General features: G+C 72.3%; 15 protein-coding genes. 9 read left to right on the forward strand and 6 right to left on the reverse strand.

Annotated elements, in window-relative coordinates:
- Positions 1–16: 16 nt before the first annotated feature.
- From CWOE_RS30310 to CWOE_RS06425, 3 genes are read left to right on the forward strand one after another with little or no spacing between them, the layout of a single operon-like run.
- Positions 17–955 (forward strand): SDR family oxidoreductase, encoded by a 939-nt coding sequence (locus CWOE_RS30310; protein WP_012932759.1) that lies wholly within the window; start codon positions 17–19, stop codon positions 953–955.
- Entirely contained in the window at positions 952–1,869 is a 918-nt protein-coding gene (sigJ, locus tag CWOE_RS06420; RefSeq protein ID WP_012932760.1) for an RNA polymerase sigma factor SigJ, read from the forward strand. The genes CWOE_RS30310 and sigJ overlap by 4 nt, the downstream gene beginning before the upstream one ends.
- Positions 1,866–2,318: a hypothetical protein gene (locus tag CWOE_RS06425; RefSeq protein ID WP_012932761.1), complete on the forward strand. Its 453-nt coding sequence runs from the start codon at positions 1,866–1,868 to the stop codon at positions 2,316–2,318. Before sigJ ends, CWOE_RS06425 begins: the two co-directional genes overlap by 4 nt.
- Here the strand turns inward: CWOE_RS06425 and CWOE_RS06430 are convergent.
- The 4 genes from CWOE_RS06430 to CWOE_RS06445 form a co-directional block, all read right to left on the reverse strand.
- The gene (locus CWOE_RS06430) at positions 2,303–3,232 is read right to left on the reverse strand and encodes a hypothetical protein (RefSeq protein ID WP_012932762.1); all 930 of its coding nucleotides are present in this window, start codon (positions 3,230–3,232) and stop codon (positions 2,303–2,305) included. The genes CWOE_RS06425 and CWOE_RS06430 overlap by 16 nt on opposite strands.
- Before the next feature lie 121 nt (positions 3,233–3,353).
- Entirely contained in the window at positions 3,354–4,307 is a 954-nt protein-coding gene (locus CWOE_RS06435; protein ID WP_012932763.1) for an ATP-grasp domain-containing protein, read from the reverse strand.
- 48 nt (positions 4,308–4,355) lie between these two features.
- On the reverse strand, positions 4,356–4,952 hold the full coding sequence (locus CWOE_RS06440) for a GNAT family N-acetyltransferase (protein ID WP_012932764.1): 597 nt from the start codon (positions 4,950–4,952) through the stop codon (positions 4,356–4,358).
- On the reverse strand, positions 4,952–6,376 hold the full coding sequence (locus CWOE_RS06445; protein ID WP_012932765.1) for a metallophosphoesterase family protein: 1,425 nt from the start codon (positions 6,374–6,376) through the stop codon (positions 4,952–4,954). The genes CWOE_RS06440 and CWOE_RS06445 overlap by 1 nt, the downstream gene beginning before the upstream one ends.
- Before the next feature lie 130 nt (positions 6,377–6,506).
- Here CWOE_RS06445 and CWOE_RS06450 point away from each other — a divergent pair, with 130 nt between their 5' ends.
- The 3 genes from CWOE_RS06450 (at position 6,507) to CWOE_RS06460 (ending at position 10,082) form a co-directional block, all read left to right on the forward strand.
- Positions 6,507–8,612, forward strand: coding sequence for an outer membrane protein assembly factor BamB family protein (locus CWOE_RS06450; RefSeq protein ID WP_012932766.1), 2,106 nt, complete (start codon positions 6,507–6,509; stop codon positions 8,610–8,612).
- A gap of 109 nt (positions 8,613–8,721) precedes the next feature.
- Complete coding sequence (locus CWOE_RS30315) at positions 8,722–9,285, forward strand: RNA polymerase sigma factor (protein WP_012932767.1); 564 nt, start codon at positions 8,722–8,724, stop codon at positions 9,283–9,285.
- Entirely contained in the window at positions 9,282–10,082 is an 801-nt protein-coding gene (locus CWOE_RS06460) for a hypothetical protein (protein WP_012932768.1), read from the forward strand. The genes CWOE_RS30315 and CWOE_RS06460 overlap by 4 nt, the downstream gene beginning before the upstream one ends.
- A 53-nt stretch (positions 10,083–10,135) precedes the next feature.
- Here CWOE_RS06460 and CWOE_RS06465 read toward each other — a convergent pair whose 3' ends face one another.
- Both CWOE_RS06465 and CWOE_RS30320 read right to left on the reverse strand, forming a co-directional pair.
- Positions 10,136–10,780 carry a hypothetical protein gene (locus CWOE_RS06465; protein WP_012932769.1) on the reverse strand — a complete coding sequence of 215 codons (645 nt, stop codon included), beginning with the start codon at positions 10,778–10,780 and terminating at the stop codon, positions 10,136–10,138.
- A 735-nt stretch (positions 10,781–11,515) separates the two neighbouring features.
- Complete coding sequence (locus CWOE_RS30320) at positions 11,516–19,183, reverse strand: Ig-like domain-containing protein (RefSeq protein ID WP_012932771.1); 7,668 nt, start codon at positions 19,181–19,183, stop codon at positions 11,516–11,518.
- A 321-nt stretch (positions 19,184–19,504) separates the two neighbouring features.
- Between CWOE_RS30320 and CWOE_RS06475 the strand changes: the two genes are divergently transcribed.
- From CWOE_RS06475 to CWOE_RS06485, 3 genes are read left to right on the forward strand one after another with little or no spacing between them, the layout of a single operon-like run.
- Complete coding sequence (locus CWOE_RS06475; RefSeq protein ID WP_012932772.1) at positions 19,505–20,008, forward strand: phage tail protein; 504 nt, start codon at positions 19,505–19,507, stop codon at positions 20,006–20,008.
- Between the two features lie 30 nt (positions 20,009–20,038).
- Positions 20,039–20,557, forward strand: coding sequence for a phage tail protein (locus tag CWOE_RS06480; RefSeq protein ID WP_012932773.1), 519 nt, complete (start codon positions 20,039–20,041; stop codon positions 20,555–20,557).
- A gap of 12 nt (positions 20,558–20,569) precedes the next feature.
- Positions 20,570–21,091: a phage tail protein gene (locus tag CWOE_RS06485; RefSeq protein ID WP_012932774.1), complete on the forward strand. Its 522-nt coding sequence runs from the start codon at positions 20,570–20,572 to the stop codon at positions 21,089–21,091.
- The last annotated feature ends 77 nt before the right edge of the window (positions 21,092–21,168 follow it).

The raw sequence follows: 21,168 nt of genomic DNA on the forward strand, positions 1-21,168 counted from the left end.
ACGAAGGAGACACGCGATGCAGGTGGCTGTGATCGGCGGGACGGGCGTCGTCGGGAGATGCGTCGTGGCGGAGCTGGTCGCGCGCGGCCACACGGCGCTCGCGGTCAGCCGCACCGCGCCGGCTGACGGGCCGGCCGCCGCCCCCGGTGGGCGTGCCGAGCGAGAGGGCGCCGAGCGAGCGCGTGCCGAGCGAGAGGGCGCCGAGCGAGCGCGTGCCGAGCGAGCGCGTGCCGAGCAAGAGGGCGCCCAGCACGCCGCCCCCAGCGGCCGCGCCGAGCATCGGCGCGCCGACCTGCGCAGCGGTGACGGGCTCGCGGCGGCGCTCGACGGCGCCGACGCGGTCGTCGACGCCTCCAACGACCAGCGTGCGAGGAAGGACGAGCTGGCGCGCGCGAGCCGCACGCTGCTCGCGGCGGAGGCGGTGGCCGGCGTCGGCCACCACGTCGCGATCTCGATCGTCGGCTGCGATCGCGCCGCGGTCGGCTATTACGGCGCGAAGGTCGCGCAGGAGCAGGTGGTGACGAGCGGGCCGGTCGCCTGGAGCCTGCTGCGCGCGACGCAGTTCCACCAGCTGATCGCGTGGGCGTTCTCTGCCGCCGGCCGCGCCCGCCTGCGCCCCACCGGCCGGGCGCTGATCCAGCCGATCGACCCTGCGGTCGTCGCGACGCGCCTCGTCGGCGCGGTCGAGGCCGGCCCGGGCGGCCGGCTGCCCGACGTCGGCGGGCCGCGCGTGCAGACGCTCGCCGAGCTGGCCGCCGACTGGCAAGCGCACGGCGGCGCCGCCGCGCTGCCGCTGCCGCTCCCGCTGCGGCTGATCGGCAGGACGGGCCGCGCGCTGCGCGACGGCAGCCTGACCGCTCCCGGCGCGGCCGCCCCCGGCCCGACGTTCGCCCAGTGGCTCGACCTCGACCGCGACCGCGCCCCTGCCGCTGTGCGAGAGTCGGCGGCGCGATGATCGTCCGCTGCGAAGAGGAGCTGGCCGCCGCCTTCGAGGACCAGCGGCCCTACCTGCGCCGGCTCGCCTACGGCACGCTCGGCAGCTTCGCCGAGGCGGACGACGTCGTGCAGGAGGCGTGGCTGCGGCTGCAGCGCACCGACGTCGAGCCGATCAGAGACCTGCGCGGCTGGCTGACGACCGTCGTCGGGCGGCTCGCACTCGACGCGCTCGGCTCGGCCCGCAACCGGCGCGAGCGCTACGTCGGCCCGTGGCTGCCGGAGCCGCTGGTCGAGGACGTCGCCGCGGAGGACCCTGCCGACCGCGTCACGCTCGACGAGCAGGTGACGACCGCGCTGCTGGTCGTGCTCGAACGGCTCTCGCCGGCCGAGCGGACGGCGTTCGTGCTGCACGACGTCTTCGGGCTGTCGTTCGCCGAGGTCGCCGAGGTCGTCGGCCGCAGCCCCGCCGCGGTCCGTCAGCTCGCGGCGCGGGCGCGGCGCCACGTCGACGACGGCACGCCGCGCTTCCCCGCCTCGCGCGAGCAGCACACGCGCATCGTCGCGGCGTTCGCGGTCGCCTGGCAGGCCGGCGACGTCGACGCGCTGCTGGCGGTGCTCGACCCCGGGGTGACGTTCCGCTCCGACGGCGGCGGGAACGTCGTCGCGGTGAGCAGGCCGGTCGACGGAGCGGAGCGCGTCGCGCGGACGCTCGTCGCGCTGGCGACGGCGAACGTCCGCCGCGGCGTCGCCGTGCGCGGCGGGATCGTCGACGTCAACGGCCTGCCGGGCCTGCTGGTCGAGGAGGACCACGTGCGCGGCGTCGTCTCGCTCACCGTCGACGACGGCCGGATCGTCGCGATCGACGTCGTCCGCAACCCCGAGAAGCTGCGGCACGTGCCGGCGCTGCCGGACGCCGACGCGGGTGAGTCATGACGGTCCGCTCGCCGGCGATCGCCCGCGCCGCGCTGGCGGTGCTCGCGCTGACCGCGCTCAGCATCGGCCTGCCCGCCTCGTTCGCGCCCGAGAGCTTCTATGACGACTATCCGTTCTTCGCCAGCTGGGTCAGCCTGCTGCCGCCGTACAACCAGCATCTCGTGACGGACGTCGGCGGGCTCTACCTCGGCTTCGCGCTCGTGCTCGGCTGGGCCGCGTGGACGCTCGCGCGCGAGCTGGTGCGCGCCGTCTGCGCGGGCTGGGCGCTGATGGCGCTGCTGCACTTCGTCTTCCACGCGACCCACCTCGACGGCTTCTCGACCGCTGACGCGATCGCCGAGCTGGCCGGGCTCGGACTCGTGCTCGTCGTCCCCGCGGTCGCGGTCTGGGCGGCCGGCGCAGTCGACCGCCGCGACGACGCCGAGGCGGTCGGTCAGCTGTCGGAGTGACGCGGGTCCGCGGCGAGCGCGCGCAGCGCCTCGGCGGGCGCCGGACGGCCGTCGGCGGCGTTCGCCGGGGCGGCGTCGTTGTACTCCTCGGCCCACGTCTGCAGACCTCGTCGCAGGGTTGGCAGCGGACGCCGGTCGCCGGCGCCGAGCGCCGGTCGCCAATAGCCGGCGACGGCGCGTGCGTGCATGCGCGCTGCGATCCGCCCGCGCCGCGGCCCCGGGACGATCCGCAGCAGCCGGACGCCGTCCGCGGCGCCGTCGTGGAAGAGCGGGTGGCGGCCGGTGCTGCCGGGCCGCACGACGATCGCGTCGAGCCGGAGGCCGCGCGCCTCGAGCTCGTCCGCGACCCGTCGCACGAAGCGCGTCGCGCGCTCCGGCGCCGGCTCGCCGCTCGCGCTCGCGCGCGCCACGTCGGCCCAGACGAAGCGCGTTTCGACGTCGACCGCCGTCAGCTGCCAGAGCTCCTTCGCACCGGGGAGCGGCGGCAGCGGCAGCACCGCGACGTCGACGATCCGCCGCGTCGGCGAGGGCGCCACGAGCGCGGGCGACGGCAGCGGCGCGGCGTCGAGCGCGACGGGCACCGGCCGAGGCACCGGCCGTGCCGGCGGGCGCGTCGGCGACGGCGCGCGCACCGCCCGCGCCACGATGCCGTTCGCTGTTCCAGCCCCGTCGTCGCGCAGTCGCAGGACAGGCCCGTAGCGGCCCTGCGCGACGGACAGGACGAGCGCATCGCGCGAGCGCGAGTGGCGGAACCCGAGCAGCTGCGCGACGCGGTAGACGGTCGGCCCGACGCTGCGGCGGGGACGCGGCGTCGTCCGCGCGGCCCAGCGTGGAGCCGGGGCGCCGCCGCTGCGCCACGTCGCGACGACGACGGCCACGAGCGCGAAGAGCGCCAGCACCGCCAACGCCATCATCCGCCCTCCTGGGCGGTGGAGCCGGCGTCGTGCGGCCGGCTCGTGCGCTCGTCTTCCGTCCGGTGTGGATCCGTCACACCAATACCTCACCAATCCTGCTGAAAGCTCCTTAGCCTGTCTATCAATAGACGATTGGCGAGAGCGACGGGGAATATCTGGCCGTGGTGGTCGCGTCGGCGCTCGAAACGGCCGAAGTCGGCGCTCCGCCCGCCGTCTCGACGAGCATCCGCGCTAACCGCTCGGCCGCGCCGTGCGCCGCCTCGAAGTAGAGCGTCGGCTCGACCAGCTCCAGCTCCATCAGCCACTGCGCGTCGCCGTCGCCGGCGACGAGGTCGACGCGCGCGTAGAGCGGCGGATCCGCCAGCGTCGCGAGCGCGGCATGCGCGACACCGAGCTGCGCGGCGGTCGGCTGCTCGGCGACGGCGACCGCGCCGAACTCCGGCTGGACGCGGAACTCGCCGGCCGGCGGCCGTTTGCGGACGCTGTGGCTCAGCTCGCCGGCGAAGAAGACGAGCGACAGCTCGCCGACGGCCGGCACCGACGGTATGAACGGCTGCACCATCGCGTCGCCCTCGGCCAGCAGCGTCGCGAGGTGCGCGCCGCCGCTCCCGTCAGCGTCGCCGTCGTGGACCCGCAGCAGGCCGGACGAGCCGAGCCCGATCGACGGCTTCACGATCGCTTCGCGCCAGCCACGCTCCGCCAGCAGCGCGCTCAGGTCTGCCGCAGCGCCGCGCTCCAGCCACTGCGTCGGCACCGTCGGCACGCCCTGCTCGGCGAGCGCGCGCAGGTAGCTCTTGTCGGTGTTCCAGACGATCGTCTCAGAGCGGTTGCGCAGCGTCGCCGTGCGCCCGACGCGCTGCGCCCAGTGGACGAACGCGTCGCGACGCAGGTGGTAGTCCCACGGCGAGCGCACCAGCACGAGGTCGAAGCCCGCCCAGTCGACCTCGCCGTCGTCCCACGCGCACGGCACGACGTCGCTCCCCAGCCGCCGCACGGCGTCGGCGAGCAGCTCGTCGTCGGGGTCGAGGACGAGCAGGTCGGCGCAGGTGACGAAGGCGATGCGGGCGGCGGTCATGGCGCGCGACGATAGCGCGGCGACCGCGCCCCGCGGCCTATCGCAGGTCTACCGCGGCTCGCGCCACATCAGCCACGCCCGCGGCCCGCGCGGGAGCGTCACGACCTCGCTGACGCGGAAGCCGTGGCGGGCGTAGAAGTCGACGTTGCGCTCCTTGGAGGACTCCAGGTACGCGCCGACGCCGTCCGCGTCGCAGCGGTCGAGCACCGCTCGCAGCAGGGCCGAGCCGATCCCGCGGCCCTGCGCGTCCGGGTCGGTGCCGAGCACGGCGAGGTACCAGTGCGGCGGCGCGGGCGGGTGACGTCGCTCGATCCCGGTGAAGCCATGCACGACGAGCGGGACGCGCGGCAGCAGACGCGGGTGCAGCAGCGCGCGCGCCAGCTGCGCGTCCTCGACCGCGCTCGTGCGCCACTCCTCCGGCGGCAGCCACAGCGCGCCGCCCGCCAGCGACGGGTCGACCCACACCTCGTCGTGGCGCAGCACCTGGCGCAGCCGGATCGCGTAGAAGCGCTCCAGCATCCGCAGGCGCAGACGGTCGGGCCGGCACGACCAGCGCGCGATCGGGTCGTCTGCGAACGCACGCGCCAGCGTGCCCGCGAGTGCCGGCACGTCGGCCGCCGTCGCGCGGCGGGGGTCGGCTGCCATCAGCGCGACCTTATCGCCGGCGCGCTCAGGTCGAGCCGCTCGTGCTGGGCGGTCGCGTCGCCGTTGCCGGGATCGACCGTCACGAGGTCGGCGGCGAGCGGCAGGAAGCGCGGTCTCAGCAGGTAGCGCAGCTGCGCTATCCCGATCGGCTGCCCCTCGGCGAGGTTGCCGGTCCCGCCGCCGCCGGCGGTGCCGCCGTTGAGCACGACGACGTTCTGCTGCGTTCTGAGGTCCTGCTCGTGTGTGTGGCCGACGAGGAACGCGATCGGGTGGTCCGGCGGCGCGTCTGCCAGCCGTCTCAGCACGGGCTCGATCAGCGAAGGCTCGTGCACCATCACCACGTCGACCCGATCCTCCAGCGGCGCGAACCAGGCCGCGAACGCCTCCTGCATCCCCTCGGTCGTTCTCGGCTCCGGCCGCGTCCCTCTCTCGTGACCGCGGTCGCGGCGCGTGAAGGGGTCGTCGTAACCGGCGACGCGCAGCCCGCCGACGTCGACGACCTCGGCGCCGTAGGAGCCGTCGACGCGCAGGCGCCCGTAGCGCGTCAGCACGACCGCGCCGGCGCGCGTCAGCGAGCGCTCGAGCGTCGCCGAGTCGTGGTTGCCGGTCACGAACACGGTCGGTCTGCCGATCGACGCGACCTGCCGCGTGACGCTCGTCTCCAGTGGCGTGCCGCGATCGGTCAGGTCGCCGGCGATGAAGAGCGGACCGCCGGTGGCGACCCGCTCCAGCGTCGGCAGCACGAGCACGTTGTTGTGGATGTCGGACGCGAGCGTCAGGCGCGGGCCGGCGGCCGGCAGCGGCGAGCGCTCGCCGGGCGCGAGCACGAGCCGCGCGAGCCCGACCAGCTGCGCGTCGAGCTCCTGGCTCAGCGTCCCGACCGAGCGGTTCGCCGTCTCGAGCGTCTGCAGCGCCTGCGGGATGTCGGCGCCGTGCGCGAAGTACGTCGGGTCGTCGAGCGCGCCGCGCGGCGGCAGCAGCAGCCCGACCGCGGCCGTTGCCGCGACGGCCGTCGCGGCCGCGCTCAGCAGCAGCCAGCGGACGCGCGGCCCGTTGCGCGTGCGGACCGCGAACGCCATCACGCTGCCGGCGAGCAGGCCGGCGACCAGGACGACGAGCACGAGCGCGCGCAGGTAGCTGGCGATCGCGTCGGAGGCGGCGACGCGGACGGCTCTGACGTCGACCTGCCGGTTGCGGGCGATCCGCTCGGCCGCCTGGCGGTCGATCCGGCGCACGTCGACGCGCAGCTGCACCGGCAGCCGCACGGCGCCGTAGCGCACGCCCCAGTCGACGAGCGGGACGTAGATGCCGAGCGCCCCGGGCTCGTTCAACTGCACCGACAGCCGCACCGTCGCGACGGGCAGCGTCTTGTCCTCGCGGAAGGTCGCGAGCGCGCCGACGCCGCCGGCGAGCGTCGCCAGCACGACTGCCGCGATCGCGATCGTGGCGCGCAGACGGCGGACGCGGCCACGCCGCGGCGTCCCCGTCGCAGAGGGGTCAACCCCGTCGCGAACGGGAAGGCTGGTTGGGTCGGTGGACTCCGAGGAGGGACGCATGGGCGGAAGTGCGGGTCGTCTCCAGGGTGGCAGGCGCCACCTCTTCGCAGCGGGAGCGGTCGTGGCGGCGCTCCTCGTCGGCGCCGGCTGCGGAGGCGGTGACGACGACGGGTCGAGCGCGAGCCGGACCACCTTCGCCGCCGGCAGCGCCGGGACGAGCGCCAGCGGGACATGGGCATACCCGAACGGCGACGCCGCCAACACGCGCAGCGTCGAGGGCGAGATCGACACCTCCACCGTCACGCGGCTCGGCGTCGCCTGGACCGTCCCGATCACGGCCGCCGGCACCTTCGGCGGCTACGCCTCGACGCCGATCGTCGTCGACGACACGGTCTACACGCAGGACCTCGCCTCCAACGTGCAGGCGATCGACCTCAGAACCGGCGAGGTCAAGTGGACGACGAGATACGCCTCGCCGACGGTCGGCCCCAACGGCGTCGCGGTCGGCGACGGCCGCGTCTACGGCGGCACCGGCGACGGTGCCTTCGCGCTCGACCAGCTGACCGGCAGAGAGCTGTGGTTCCACAGAATCACGCGCAATGAGAGAGAGGGCGTCGACATGGCGCCCGGCTACAGCGAAGGGATCATGTACATCTCGACGGTGCCGGGCAACGCGAGCGGCTTCTACAGAGGCGACGGCGTCGGGATCGTGCACGCCTTCGACGGCGCGACCGGCCGCAGACTGTGGAACTTCGAGACCGTCCCGGAGAGCCTCTGGAACCCGCGCCACGTCGACATCAACTCCGGCGGCGGGCTGTGGCATCCGCCGGCGTTCGACGGCGACGGCGACATGTACATCAGCGTCGCGAACCCGGGTCCGTGGCCCGGGACCGAGAGATACCCGTGGGGCTCCAGCCGCCCCGGGCCGAACCTCTTCACGAACTCGCTCGTGAAGCTCGACGCCGCGAGCGGCGAGGTCAAGTGGTACAGACAGGCGCTGCCGCACGACATCTACGACTGGGACCTGCACCTGCCGCCGATCCTGACCGAGTCCGGCGGCAAGAGAATCGTCCTCGCCTCCGGCAAGCTCGGCCGCGTGTTCGCGTTCGACGCGGACAACGGCGACAGACTGTGGGAGAGAAGCGTCGGCATCCACAACGGCCACGACGACGACAACGAGCTGGCGATGGACGGCAGATTCGAGCTGCTCGACATGCCCGTGACGGTCTGGCCCGGGGTCCTCGGCGGCGTCGAGACGCAGATGGCCGTCAAGGACGGCGTCGCGTTCGTGCCGATCGTCGACCTGCCCGTGCGCTTCGAGACGCAGGAGAGAAACAGACTCGACTTCACCGGCGGCAGAGGCCAGATGGTCGCGCTCGACGTCTCCGACGGCGACGTCAAGTGGACGCGCAGATTCGCGACGCCCGTGTACGGCGCCGCGACGGTCGTCAACAACCTCCTCTTCACGACGACGTTCGACGGCACGCTGTTCGCGCTCGACGTCGACACCGGCGCGATCGTCTGGAGAGAGCAGCTGCCGGCCGGCACGAACGCGACCGTCGCGATCGCCGGCGACACGCTCGTGACCGCCGCCAGCTTCCCGCAGGGGCCCGGCGAGAAGGCGCAGATCGTCGCGTACCGCATCGACGCGACGGGCAGAGTGGAGCGCGGCGGCGCGGCGCAGCCGGCCGAGGGCGAGAGAGAGGGCGGCGGGCAGCAGCAGGCGGGCGGCGGCGCGCAGACGGAGGAGGGCGGCGGTGGGCAGACCGAGCAGGGCGGCGGTGGGCAGACCGAGCAGGGCGGCGGTGGGCAGACCGAGCAGGGCGGCGGTGGGCAGACCGAGCAGGGCGGCGGTGGGCAGACCGAGCAGGGCGGCGGCGGCGCGGCCGAGCTGGCTGCCGGCAGAACCGTCTTCACGGCCAACTGCGCCGGCTGCCACACGCTCGCGGACGCCGGCGCGTCGGGCTCGGTCGGACCGAACCTCGACGACCTGAGACCAGACGCAGCGACCGTCAGAACGAAGGTCACCGAAGGCGGCGGCGGGATGCCGGCGTTCGGCGGGCGCCTCTCCGACGCCGAGATCGCCTCGGTCGCGGCGTACGTCGCGGCGGTCGCCGGCCAGGGCGGCGACGGAGGCGGCGGAGCGGGAGGTGGCACGCCGTAGGCCGCTCGCACATCTTCGCGGTGCGACGATCCACCGTGCTGAGGACGAACGGGGCGAGCGGCGGACCAACCGCTGTCACAACGACGACGGATCGGCAAGGTAGTCGTAGATGGCCGATTCCCGGAGCGACGACGAGCTGCTGAAGGCGTCCTTGGACGACGCCGAGGCGTTCGCCGTCTTCTACCGCCGCCACGCGGAGGCCGTGCTGGTCTATCTGCGGCAGCGCACGGGCGACGTCGAGACGGCCGCGGACCTGACCGCGGACGTCTTCGCCGGCGCCTTCGCGGGCCGCAGACGCTACAAGCCCCGGCGCGAGCCGGCGCGTGCGTGGCTGTTCGGGATCGCCAACAACCTGCTCGCGATGAGCCGTCGCAAGCAGCGCCGCGCGCTTGCCGCACGGGCGCGGCTGGGGGTGCCGCGGATCGAGTTCCAGGACGAGGAGCTGGAGCGTGCCGAGGCACGGATCTCCGCCCTCACGCAGGGGAACCCGCTGAACGCGCTCGTCGAGGACCTGCCCCCCGAGCAGCGCGAGGCGGTGCTCGCGCGGGTCGTCCACGAACGGGACTACGACGAGATCGCCCGCGAGCAGGATGTGAGCGAGGCATTGGTCCGCCAGCGCGTGAGCCGAGGGCTCGCGCGGATCAGCGGCGGACTGCGGGAGGACGAACGATGAACGAAGTGCTCGACACGATCGAGCGGGAGCTGATGATCGCGGTCCGGCGCAGCAACGGGCGCCGGCGGCGTCGTCGTTCGCTGGGCATGTTCGCGGCGGTCGTGCTGTCGGTCGGGGCGACTGCCGGCCTCGGCGTCGCGGCCGTCCTCGACACGCCGATCGAACGGCTGTTCAGCGGCAGCACCCGGCTGGCGAAGCCGGACAGAGCGCCGCGCGTCGACATGCGGCTGGTCGACGCCGGCGGGCTCGGCTGGACGGTGACGACGTACGTGCCGAAGTTCGGCGGGATCGCGATGACGACTGCGGCGGACGGACTCGAGGTCGAGACGCCGGCGACGGTCGCGCGCAACGGCTTCACGATCGCCGACGGGCTGCTCCGCGGCCCGCTGGCAGGTGCTGAGCTGGACGTCGTCAGATCGGGCGGCCGCTACCACTACCTCTACGCGGGCACGGTCGACGCGTCGGCAACGCGCGTCGTCGTGCGGATCGCCGGCGAGCGGCTGCCGGCGACGTTGACGTCGCAGACGATCAGCGCCCCGGTGGAGGCGCCCGACCCCGACACGCTGACGCCGCATGGCAAGAAGGTCGCGGCGCGTGTCCCCGACGAGGTGAGCGTGCGCACGTTCGGGGTCACGCTCACGCCGAACGCGCTCGTGCGGCGGCGGTACGTGCGGGCGACGATCGTCACGACCCTGGAGGACGGCACGACGCACCGTCAGCGCCTCGCGCCACAGTGCGTCAACACGAGTTGCGGGCTCAGAGCCCCGAAAGCTGCCGGGCCAGGACGGGCAGGGTAGGTCCCGGCCGGCCCACCCCTCGGGTCGGCCGGGACCGTTCCACGAACGCGGCGCTACGGCGCCGCCTTCACCCCGCCGAGGCCGGGGCGCGTCGGGAAGACGAACGTCTCGTACCCGTCCGGTCCGATCCAGCGCATCTCGATCGGGACGGCTGCCGTGTCGACCGCGAAGAAGTTGTCCGCGATCGTCACGCTCCGCGTGCTGCCGTCGCGCAACAGCAGCGCCGCGTCGGCGACGGCGTCGGAGGCGACGCCGAAGACGTGCACCGGCTCGCCCTCGCGCACGACATAGCCGGGCGAGAGACCCTGCTCGACGACGTGGTCGACCGGCGGGCAGGTCAGCCCGCCGGCGATCACGACGCAGACGCCCGTCCCGTCGCTGGTGCTGGCCAGCCACCCGCTCTTCGATCCGGTGCGCACTCGGCGCGCCGAGTCGAGCGCGACGACGCCGTCCGCGAGCAGCGGTCCGTCGGCGATCTGCTCCGAGATCGCGTCCGCCGCAGGCTGGCGCGCGTCGCGCAGCGCGCCGATGTTCGCCTTCGCGAGCGCGATCTTCGCGCGATCCGGCGCCGGAACCGGATCGGGGGAGTCGGCGGCGGGCGCGGCCGGCTCCTGCCCGACGGCGCCGCTCGCGACCGACACCGCGCCGCCGAGCGCCGCGAGCGCGAGCGCGAGCGCCCCGACTCGCTTTGGATTCATCGTCGAGCGTCTCATGACTTCGCGTGTCCCCACACCACGCGTGAGCCGGGCGTCGTGGTCTCTACCGATATCGACATGTTCGCCGTGTTCTGGTCATCGCACGTCCCGTAGTAGCAAGCACGCGCGATGTTCGTCCCGCAGCCGCCGAACGCAGATCCGCCGTACACGCAGACGGTGGCCGAGCCACCGGCGTTGAACGCGGCAGAGCCCCAGCCCCAGGTCTGGCTCCCGGCCGGCGAACCGCAGCCCGTTCCGGGTCCGATCGTGCAATTCCAGTTTGAATCTATTGTGTAGCCGGCCCCGGGCAGGCAGCCCGACCCGCCCGTTCTGCAGTCGGCCGAGGCTGTGCCGACGGCCCCCGCCATCAGCGTGATCGCCGCCAGCGATGCGGCGATGCAGAGCAGTGACCGCCAACCCCGAGCGGCCCCTGTTACGTGCGCAGTATGCACGGATTTCCCCCTATTGGAATGGTAAACAGACTTTTAGTTATCCACGTCGTGCGGCGGTATGCGCAGTCAACACCTCGCTTTCAGTGCTTGTAATTCATTAAAGATTGAACTTTATTTAGCATGTCAACGTGCGATTGCGCTGTCAAGGTGCTGCGTTGGCATCGCAACACACCCGGCGCAAGCCGGGCACCAGGGCGCGCTCCCCCGAACGCGTCTCAGAACGCAGAACGCCCCGGTCCGGTGTCGCGCTGCGACACCGGACCGGGGCGGAGGCCGCCGCGGTGGATCAGGCGGGCGGCTGCGCGCAGCCGGCGCCGGCGTTGACGTAGCCGGCCCCGGCGGCGGGGACTGAGGCGAACGTCGTGCTCGCCGTGTTGCGTCCGGCGAAGTAGGCGATCACGGCCGCCTGGTTGTGCGAACCGCCGGCGTAGCCCGGCAGTCTGAACGTGCTGTTGTCGAAGTCGTGGAACACGCGGATGTCGCTGCCGAGCACGCCGCTGCCCGTCAGCGTGTTGCCCTGCAGGTCGATGCACTCGTTCACGACCGCGGCGGAGTCCGCGACCTCGGCGCGGAAGCCCGCACCCGTGATCGGTCCCGGCTCGGCGACGGTGTTGCCCGTGACCGTCAGGTCGACGTTCACGGTGCCGTTGTCGGCTATGCCGTCCTCGCCCGAGACCGTCTTGATGCCGTCCTCGGAGAAGCGCCGGACCGTGTTGCCGGTGATGCGGGCGATCTGGCTGCCCTGCCCGCGCGCCTCGACGACGATGCCCGAGCCCTCTCTGGAGCCGGAATCGACGACGCCGGTCAGGCCGACCTGGTTGTTCTCGATCCGCCCTCTCGCCGCCGCGATCCCGGTGCCCTTCTGGACCATGATCGCGTGGCTGAGCGTTCCGCTGACTCTGTTGTTCTGGATCCGGTAGACGAGGTCGGCGCCGGCGCCGGAGCCGTTGGTGTTCAACAGCACGCCCGCGCCGCCCGTGACCTTGTTGGTGTGAGCGTTGACGAAGCGGTTGGCGGAGACCGTCAGATCGCTTCTCGCCGTGTCGGTGACTATCTGCTGGAACAGGTCCTCGCGCGAGGCTCTGAAGTCAGAGTCGTTGACGGTCGTTCTCTGGACCGCGGTCCCGCGCGCCTCGATGTAGAGGCTGTTGCCGCCCTGCGCGACCCCGTTGCTGCCGAGGTCGTTGCCGTCGAGCGTGAGGTTCGACGTGCCTCTGGAGGAGCCGATGTCGACGTTGTCCTCGACGCCGCCGGAGATCGCGCTTCTGGTGATCGACGAGGTCCCGGTCAGCTCCTGGAGCGAGACGGCGCCCTCGTCGTTGGAGACGTTGGTGCCGTTGGTGCCGTCGATCGCCGATCTGGCGAGGCTGAACCCGTTGACGGTCGTGCCGCGGATCGCGTGCCCGTCGTTGTTGGCGAGGTGCATCGCGGTCAGCGAGACGTCGGTCGTCGCGTTGAGGTAGACGCCGACGCCCTGGCTGCTGCCGTCCGCGCCTCTGATGTTCTGGATCGTGCCGCCGCTGTTGGCGGTGCCGGTGCCGGTGACCGTCAGGCCGCCGGCGCCGCCGGTCGTGTCGAGCACGATCCCGTTCGCCGCGCCGTTCGCGGCGATCGACTGGAACGTCACGTCGGCCGCGCCGATCGCGACGTTCTGGACGCGCAGCGGGGTCCCCGTCGTCGAGCCGATCGTGTTGCCCACGCCCTGCACGGTCACCGTTCCGCTGCCGGTCGCGTCGAGGCCGCGGCCGCTCGTCGAGGTGATGCCGAGGCTGCCGCCGGTGAACGCGACGCTGTGCGCGCCGTTGGCATCGAGTCTCACGCCCGTCGCCGTCGTGCTGGAGACGGTCGTGGTGCCGCTGAACGTCGTCGTGCCGCCGGTCGAGTTGCCGCTGACGTCGATGCCGGTCGCACCGGCTCCGGTCGCGCTGACCGTGTCGAACGTCGCGTCCGGCGAGCTCGAGTTGCGGATCGCGACGGCGGTGCCGCCGCTGTTGCTGACGTTCGCCGTCGCCGCGGCCGGGAGCGACAGTCTCGCGACTCTGTCAGCGAGGAATCCGGTGCCGCCGCTGGCGCTCACCGACACCCCGCCGAAGGCGATCGAGCCGGTCGTCGTCTGGAGCGAGACGCCGCCTGCGGCGGAACCCGTCACGGCGACGTCGTCGAGCGTGCCGGAGAGCGCGGTGTTCGCGACGTCGACGCCTCTGCCGCCGCTGGAGCTGACGGTGATCGTGCCCGCGCTCGTGAGGTTGAGCGTGCCGGCGCCGCTGGCCGCGAGGCCGGTGCCGCCGGTCGTCGAGATCGTCGTGTCGGAGACGTCGAACGTGCCGCTCGTCCCGCTCAGCGCGAGGCCGCCGGCCGAGCCGGTCAGTCTCACGTCGGCGATCGCCGAACCGGCCGTGCCGGCGCCGCCCGCGATCGCCGCGCCGCCGGCGGCTCTGATCGCGAGACCTTCGACGCGGCTGCCGGTCGCGAGCGTCACGCCCGCGCCGGCGGCGTTGCCGATCGACGGCCGTCTGGCCGCGGTGCCGTCGAACAGCTGGTCGCCTCTGACGACGAGGTCGGTCGCCTCGCCGAGCAGGCGCTCGTTGGTGTCGAGCACCGCGCCGGCGTTCATGCCGTTCGTCGTCGTGTCGCCTCTGTGGACGTAGATCGTGTCGCCGGTGCCGGAGGCGGCGGTCGCCTCGGCGAGCGTGTCGAACGCGTCGCTGGAGCGGCCGGTGCCGCCCGCGGCCTCGGTGTTGTCGACGTACCAGACCTGGTCGGCGAGTCTGACCGAGATCGTGCCGACGTCGGTCGCGCTGCCGTCCGTGATTCTGTAGTCGAACGTGTCGGTCGCGGAGGTCACGCCGGTCGGCGGGGTGTATGTGAAGCTGCCGTCGCTGTCTATCGTGGCGCTGCCGCCGAGCGTGCTGCTGACTCTCTCCGCTCTGACGGAGAGGCTGGCGGGGAGGTTGTCCGGATCTCTGTCGTTGGTCGAGACGCTGCCGGTCAGCTGCTTGGCGGCCTCGCCGGCCGGGACCGGGTCGCTCACCACGAGCGTCGTGTTGCCGACGCCGTCATAGCTGTCGTCGACCGCGTTCGGGGCGTCGTTGACGCCGGTGATCGTGAACTCGATCGTGGCGGTGTCGTTGGCGCTGCCGTCGGTGACGCGGTACGTGACGTTGTCTCTGACCTGGTCGCCGGGTCTGAGCGAGTCGAAGGCGCCGGCCGGGTTGTAGCTGAACGAGCCGTCCGCGTTCAGTCTCAGCTGCGCGCCGGCGGTCGTTCTGAACGTCGTGCCGACGTTGCCCGCGCTGCCGTCGACCTGGTCGACCGTCAGCACGTCGCCTCTGTCGGGGTCGCTGTCGTTGGGGAGCACGCCGGTCGCGGCGTTGCGCGTCAGTGCGGTGTCCTCGTCGGTCGTGTAGGAGTTGTCGCCGGCGACGGGCGGATCGTTGACGCCGGAGAGCGTGAACGCGATCGTCGCGATGTCGGTCCCGCCTCTGCCGTCGGAGACGCGGTACGTGACGGTGTCTCTGACGGTGTCGCCGGCTCTCAGGTTGTTGAACTGGCCGTTGGGGTCGTATCTGAGCGAGCCGTCGGCGTTGACGGTCACGAGCGCGCCCGAGCTGGCGGCGAACGTCGCGCCGACGTTGCCGGCGCTGCCGTCGACCTCGTCGACGGTGAGCGTGTCGCCTTCGGCGTCTCTGTCGTTGGCGAGCACGCCGCTGGCGGCGTTGACGGTGAGGGGTGTGTCTTCGTCGGTTCTGTAGCTGTCGTCGGTCGCGACGGGCGGGTCGTTGACGCCGGTGATCGTGAACTCGATCGTGGCGGTGTCGTTGCCGCCTCTGCCGTCGGAGGCTCTGTACGTGATGGTGTCTCTGACGGTCTCGCCGGTTCTGAGTCTGTCGAGGGCGCCGCTCGGGTCGTAGCTGAGCGAGCCGTCGGCGTTGACTCTGAGCTGGGCGCCCGCGGTCGTTCTGAACGCGGTGCCGACGTTGCCGGCGCTGCCGTCGACCTCCGCCACGGTGAGCGTGTCGCCGTCGGCGTCTCTGTCGTTGGCGAGCAGGCCGCTGGCGGCGTTGACGCTCAACGGCGTGTCCTCGTCGGTTCTGTAGGCGTCGTCGGCGGCGTTCGGGGCGTCGTTGACGCCGGTGATCGTGAACTCGATCGTCGCGGTGTCGTTGCCGCCTCTGCCATCGCTGACTCTGTACGTGACGGTGTCTCTGAGCGTGTCGCCGGCTCTGAGTCTGTCGAGGGCGCCGCTCGGGTCGTAGCTGAGCGAGCCGTCCGCGTTGACTCTGAGCTGCGCGCCGGCGGTCGTTCTGAACGCGATGCCGACGTTCGCGGCGCTGCCGTCGACCTCGGCGACCGTCAAGGTGTCGCCTCTGTCGGGATCTCTGTCGTTGGCGAGCAGGCCGCTGGCGGCGTTGACGCTCAACAGCGTGTCCTCGTCGGTTCTGTACGCGTCGTCGGCGGCGACGGGCGGGTCGTTGGCGCCGGTGATCGTGATGACGATCGTGGCGGTGTCGTTGCCGCCTCTGCCGTCGGAGACTCTGTACGTGACGCTGTCTCTGGCCTCGTCGCCTGCGCCGAGCCCGTCGAACTGGCCGTCGGGGTCGTAGGAGAGCGAGCCGTCGGTGTTGACTCTCAGCTGCCCGCCGGCGGTCGTTCTGAACGTCGTGCCGACGTTGCCGGCGCTGCCGTCGACCTCCGCCACGGTGAGCGTGTCGCTCTCGGCGTCTCTGTCGTTGGCGAGCACGCCGCTGGCGGCGTTGACGCTCAGCGGGGTGTCCTGACCGGTCGTGTAGGCGTCGTCGGCGGCGTTCGGGGCGTCGTTGACGCCGGTGATCGTGAGCTCGATCGTGGCGGTGTCGGTGCCGCCTCTGCCGTCGGAGACTCTGTATGTGACGGTGTCTCTGAGCGTGTCGCCGGTTCTGAGTCTGTCGAGGGCGCCGCTCGGGTCGTAGCTGAGCGAGCCGTCGGCGTTGACTCTGAGCTGGGCGCCCGCGGTCGTTCTGAACGCGGTGCCGACGTTCGCGGCGCTGCCGTCGACCTCGGCGACCGTGAGCGTCTCGCTCTCGGCGTCTCTGTCGTTGGCGAGCACGCCGGTCGCGGCGTTGACGCTCAGCGGGGTGTCCTCGTCGGTCGCGTACGCGTCGTCGGCCGCGACGGGCGGATCGTTGACGCCGGTGACGGTGAAGTCGACGGTGGCGGTGTCGTTGCCGCCTCTGCCGTCGGAGGCTCTGTACGTGATGGTGTCTCTGACGGTCTCGCCGGTTCTGAGTCTGTCGAGGGCGCCGCTCGGGTCGTAGCTGAGCGAGCCGTCGGCGTTGACTCTGAGCTGGGCGCCCGCGGTCGTTCTGAACGCGGTGCCGACGTTGCCGGCGCTGCCGTCGACCTCGACCACGGTGAGCGTGTCGCCGTCGAGGTCTCTGTCGTTGGCGAGCACGCCGGTCGCGGCGTTGACGCTCAACGGCGTGTCCTCGTCGGTGCTGTACGCGTCGTTGGTCGCGTCCGGCACGTCGTTGACGGGTCTCACCGTCACGTCGCGCGAGACGGGCGCGCTGGCGGCCGCGTTCGTGTCGGTCGCGACGACCGTCACGGTGCGGGTCGCCGGCGACGGCGCGTCGCTTCTGTTGAGGTACGCGAGCGTGTGCAGCGTCGTCTCGTACTCGGCGACGGTCGCTCTGCCGCTCAGCGTCAGCACGCCGCTGGGCGCGTCGTATCTGGCGGTGATCGAACCGGCCGGGGTCGCCGACAGCACGTCCTCGGCGGCGGCGTGGCCTCTCGTGATCGTCGCGGTCGCGCCGGAGAGGTTCGCCGAGTCGACGTCTCTCACGGTCAGCGCCGGATCGATCGGCGTCGCCGGGTCGTTCTCGGTGTAGGCGACGTCGCCACCGGCGATCGTGACGACCGGCGGGTCGTTGACGGCGGTGACGTCGAGCGTGCGGGTCGCGGGTGCGCTCGTGAGCGCGCCGTCGGTCGCGTCGAAGGCGATCGTGCGCGGGCCGCCCGTCGGGTCGGGGCTGGAGTTGTCGTACGTGATCGAGCGGAGCGCCGCCTGGTAGTCGGCGACGGTCGCTCTGCCTCTCAGCGTCAGCACGCCGGTCGCGGCGTCCCATCTGCCGGTGATCGCGGCGGTGTCTCTGAAGGCGAGCAGGTCCTGGCCTCTGGCGTAGCCGGCGCCGATGCGTGCGGTCGCGCCGGTGAGGTTCGGGGAGTCGACGTCTCTGACCGTCAGCGCCGGGTCGACCGCGACCGGCGGGTCGCCTTCGGCGTACGCGGTCGTGCCTGCGGCGGTCGTCACGATCGGCGCGTCGTTGATCGGTCTGACGTCGATCGAGATCGTGCCGGTGCCGGACGTGAAGAACGCGATTCTGACGACGAACTGGAACGAGTCCGGGCCGGTGTAGTCGGGGTCGGGTGTGTAGACGCGGTTGGGGCCCGTGCCGCTGAGTCTGCCGTGCGCCGGCTGTCTCGTGACGGTGAACGTGCCGAGCAGCGCCTGGATCGGGTTGCGCGCGAGGTCGATCGCGACCGCTCTGTCCTCGTCGGTCGTGACGCTTCTGTCCTGCGCGACGGGGAACTCGAACAGCCCCTGCGTGTCGGGCGACGGCGCGGGGGAGGTGTTCGGCGGCGCCGGTCTGCGGCCGAAGTTGAGGTACTGCTGGGGGTGGACGCCGAACGGCCGCAGCGCGGCCGCGGCGGTCCCGCGCTCGTAGCCCTCGGCGACGAGCCGGCCGAGGAACTGGGGCGCGCTGGCGGCCGCCGCGTTGGCGCGGTCGACCGCCGCGGTGTCGGCCAGCAGCGTCTCGATGCCGGACAGCAGCCTGCTCGTGAAGGCGAGCTGCGACGGCGTCGCGCTGCACAGTCTCGCGGCACCCGGGATGCACGCGTACGTCGGCTCGTCGTGCTCGCTCGCGGTGATCAGCAGCTGCAGGTTCGGCTCGCCTCTCAGCGCGTCGATCAGACCGCCGGCGTACGGCGCGTCGACGACCAGCTGCCAGTCGACGCCCGGGTGGGCGCGCAGCAGCGCGCGCAGCTGGCTGACACGCAGGTCCTGCTGCTCCAGACGGCCGCTCGCGTGCGCGGAGGCGCCGAGGCTGATCGTCGTCTCGCCGCCGCGGACGCCGCCGCCGGCGATGAACAGCAGCACGCTGCGGCAGCCGTGGCGTCTCGCCAGGCGTGAGGCGAAATCGGTCGGGGAGAGGCCGGCGCGCGTCGAGTAGCGCGCGGCGACGAAGCCGGAGTTGCGCTTCTCCAGCCCGGCCAGCAGCCCGCCGAAGGCAGCGCGGGTGCGGTCGACGCTGGCGTAGTCGTAGGCGTTGTCGAGCATGTCGGCGACGGTCACGGCGCAGGCGTCCTGCGCGGCGAGCGCGGTCGCCGCGCGGTCGGCGCCGGCGGCTCTCGCGCCGACGGCGCGGGCCGCGGATCTGCGGCCGGTCGCTCTGCCGCCGGTTCTCGGCAGGCGCGCGAAAGCACGCAGCGTGGGGTTGCGGTACGCGGCGGCACTGCGCATGAAGCGCGGGAGGCGGCCGTTCGCGAGCGGCGGCCAGCTCAGCACGCGGCTGAGCTCGACGTCGCCGCTGCGCTCGCCCACGAGCGCGACGCGCCCGGGGTGCTCGAACAGCTGGAACGGACCGCGATCCTCGTAGTAGAGCCAGGCGGGCTCGCTGCCGACGCGCAGCACGACGGGCGCTCTCGTGATCGTCGCGCCGGCTCTGCTGAGGCGGTCGCGGCGGGCGGGCGTGTCGGTCGCGGCCGCGTTCGCGGCGGTGCGCGCGGCGCCGGCCTCGGCGATCGCGGTGCCGGGGGCGAGCGGTCTGCCCGCACGGAAGACGATGACGGGAGCCGAGCCGTCGGCGGACCCGAGTGCGCTCAAGGCGGCGCGGTCGGCCGCGGCGCGCGTGATCGCGCTCGCTGGGGCGGCGCCGAGCGCCGCCATCAGGGCGGCGATCAGCAGGATCGCCATGGTCAAGACCGCCGCGCGCGTCGAAGACGCCTCGCTGGTGCGGTGAGCTGCTCGCGAAAAGCCGGACACGGTCACGCCAGTTCCCTCCATGCAATGCGTGGCTCCGCCACGTCCGCAGTCTGTGATGGTCCCTCGTGCACCCCTGCCCCTGCTCGATGCACTCCCGGTTGGCACGTCGGCACGAAAACGAGAGCAATACCAGCTCTCAGCGCATCAATGCGCAGTTTCCAGGAACCATTGAACCGCCTTTGCACAAAGTCTTCAACATCTATACGGTGAAATGGCACCTGGCCGGGACCAAACGGGAGGCGAGAAGCGCACATGTCGGAGCCCTTCATCGGCGAGATTCGCCAGATGTCGTTCAACTTCAACCCGCGTGGTTGGGCGCTCTGCAACGGGCAGCTGCTGCCGATCGCCCAGAACCAGGCGCTGTTCTCGATCCTCGGGACGACCTACGGCGGCGACGGCAGGGTCAACTTCGCGCTGCCCGACCTGCGCGGCCGCGTGCCGGTGCACACCGGCAGCGTCCACTCGCTCGGAGAGCGATCCGGGACCGAGGGGATCCAGCTCCAGCCGAACGAGATCCCGCCGCACCAGCACGGGCTGATGGCCTCGACCACCGGCGGCGACAACGTGATCCCGTCGATACTGGCGACCGCCGGCAACACCTACAACAGACCGGCGAACCTGATCCAGATCGGCGCGAGCGCCCCGAACGGCCCGAGCATCGGGCCGGCCGGCTCAGCGCCGCACCAGAACATGATGCCGTACCTCGTCATCACGTTCTGCATCGCGCTCGTCGGCATCTTCCCGTCCCGGAACTGAACCCGTCCGCACGAAGCGAGAGGAACTTCGATGTCTCAACCATTCGTCGGAGAGATCCGCATGTTCGGCGGCAACTTCGCGCCGGCCGGGTGGATGTTCTGCGAGGGCCAGACGCTCCCGATCTCCGAGTACGACGTGCTCTTCAACCTGATCGGCACGACCTACGGCGGCGACGGGCAGGAGACGTTCAGCCTGCCGAACGTCGGCGGCCGCGTCGCGCTCCACCAGGGCACCGGGCCGGGCACCAGTCCGCGGATAATCGGCGAGACGGGCGGCGTGCCCGAGGTCACGCTGACGTCCGGCCAGCTCGGCAGCCACACGCATGCGCTGATGGGCAGCACCGACGCGGGCAGCACACCGAACCCGGGCGGCGCCGTGCTCGCGACGGGGTCGACGATCCAGGTCTACCGGCAGACCAACCCCGGGGCGAGAATGGCCGCCAACGCCATCACGTCGGTTGGGGGCAGCCAGCCGCACGAGAATCGCCAGCCGTACCTGCCGATCCGGTTCATCATCTCGCTCTTCGGGATCTACCCGACTCAGGGCTGAAAGGACGCTGCCGTGACCGATCCCTTCGTCGCGGAGATCCGCATCTTCGCCGGCAACTTCGCGCCGAAAGGCTGGGCGCTGTGCAATGGCCAGCTGATGCCGATCTCGCAGAACACAGCCCTCTTCTCACTGCTCGGGACGATGTACGGCGGCGACGGCAAGTCGACGTTCGCGCTGCCCGACCTGCAGGACCGGGCGCCGCTGCACGCGACCAACGAGGGCGACTACTACCAGGGGGCCCCGGGCGGCACCGACACGGTCCAGCTGCTGCTGAGCGAGATCGCGCTGCACAACCACACGCTCAACGCCGCCGCCGCCGACGCCGCGAACCTGACGCAGCCGGCGCCCAACCGCGTGCTCGCACGCTCCTCCGGCGGCAGCGCGTACCAGAGAGACACGACCGCCAACCTGACGCCGATGGCGCAGGAGGCGGTCGGATTCGGCGGCAGCGGCCTGCCGCACAGCAACATGCAGCCGTATCTCGTGCTGACGTTCATCATCGCGCTGCAAGGGATCTTCCCCCCACGGGGATGAGACCTGGTCCGTAGAACTCCGCGACCGTCCGCGAGAGCCTCCTGCTCGCGCGGGCGGCGCGGCGCGAGTGACGACGA

It is taken from the genome of Conexibacter woesei DSM 14684 (assembly GCF_000025265.1).
GTDB classification, from domain to species: domain Bacteria; phylum Actinomycetota; class Thermoleophilia; order Solirubrobacterales; family Solirubrobacteraceae; genus Conexibacter; species Conexibacter woesei.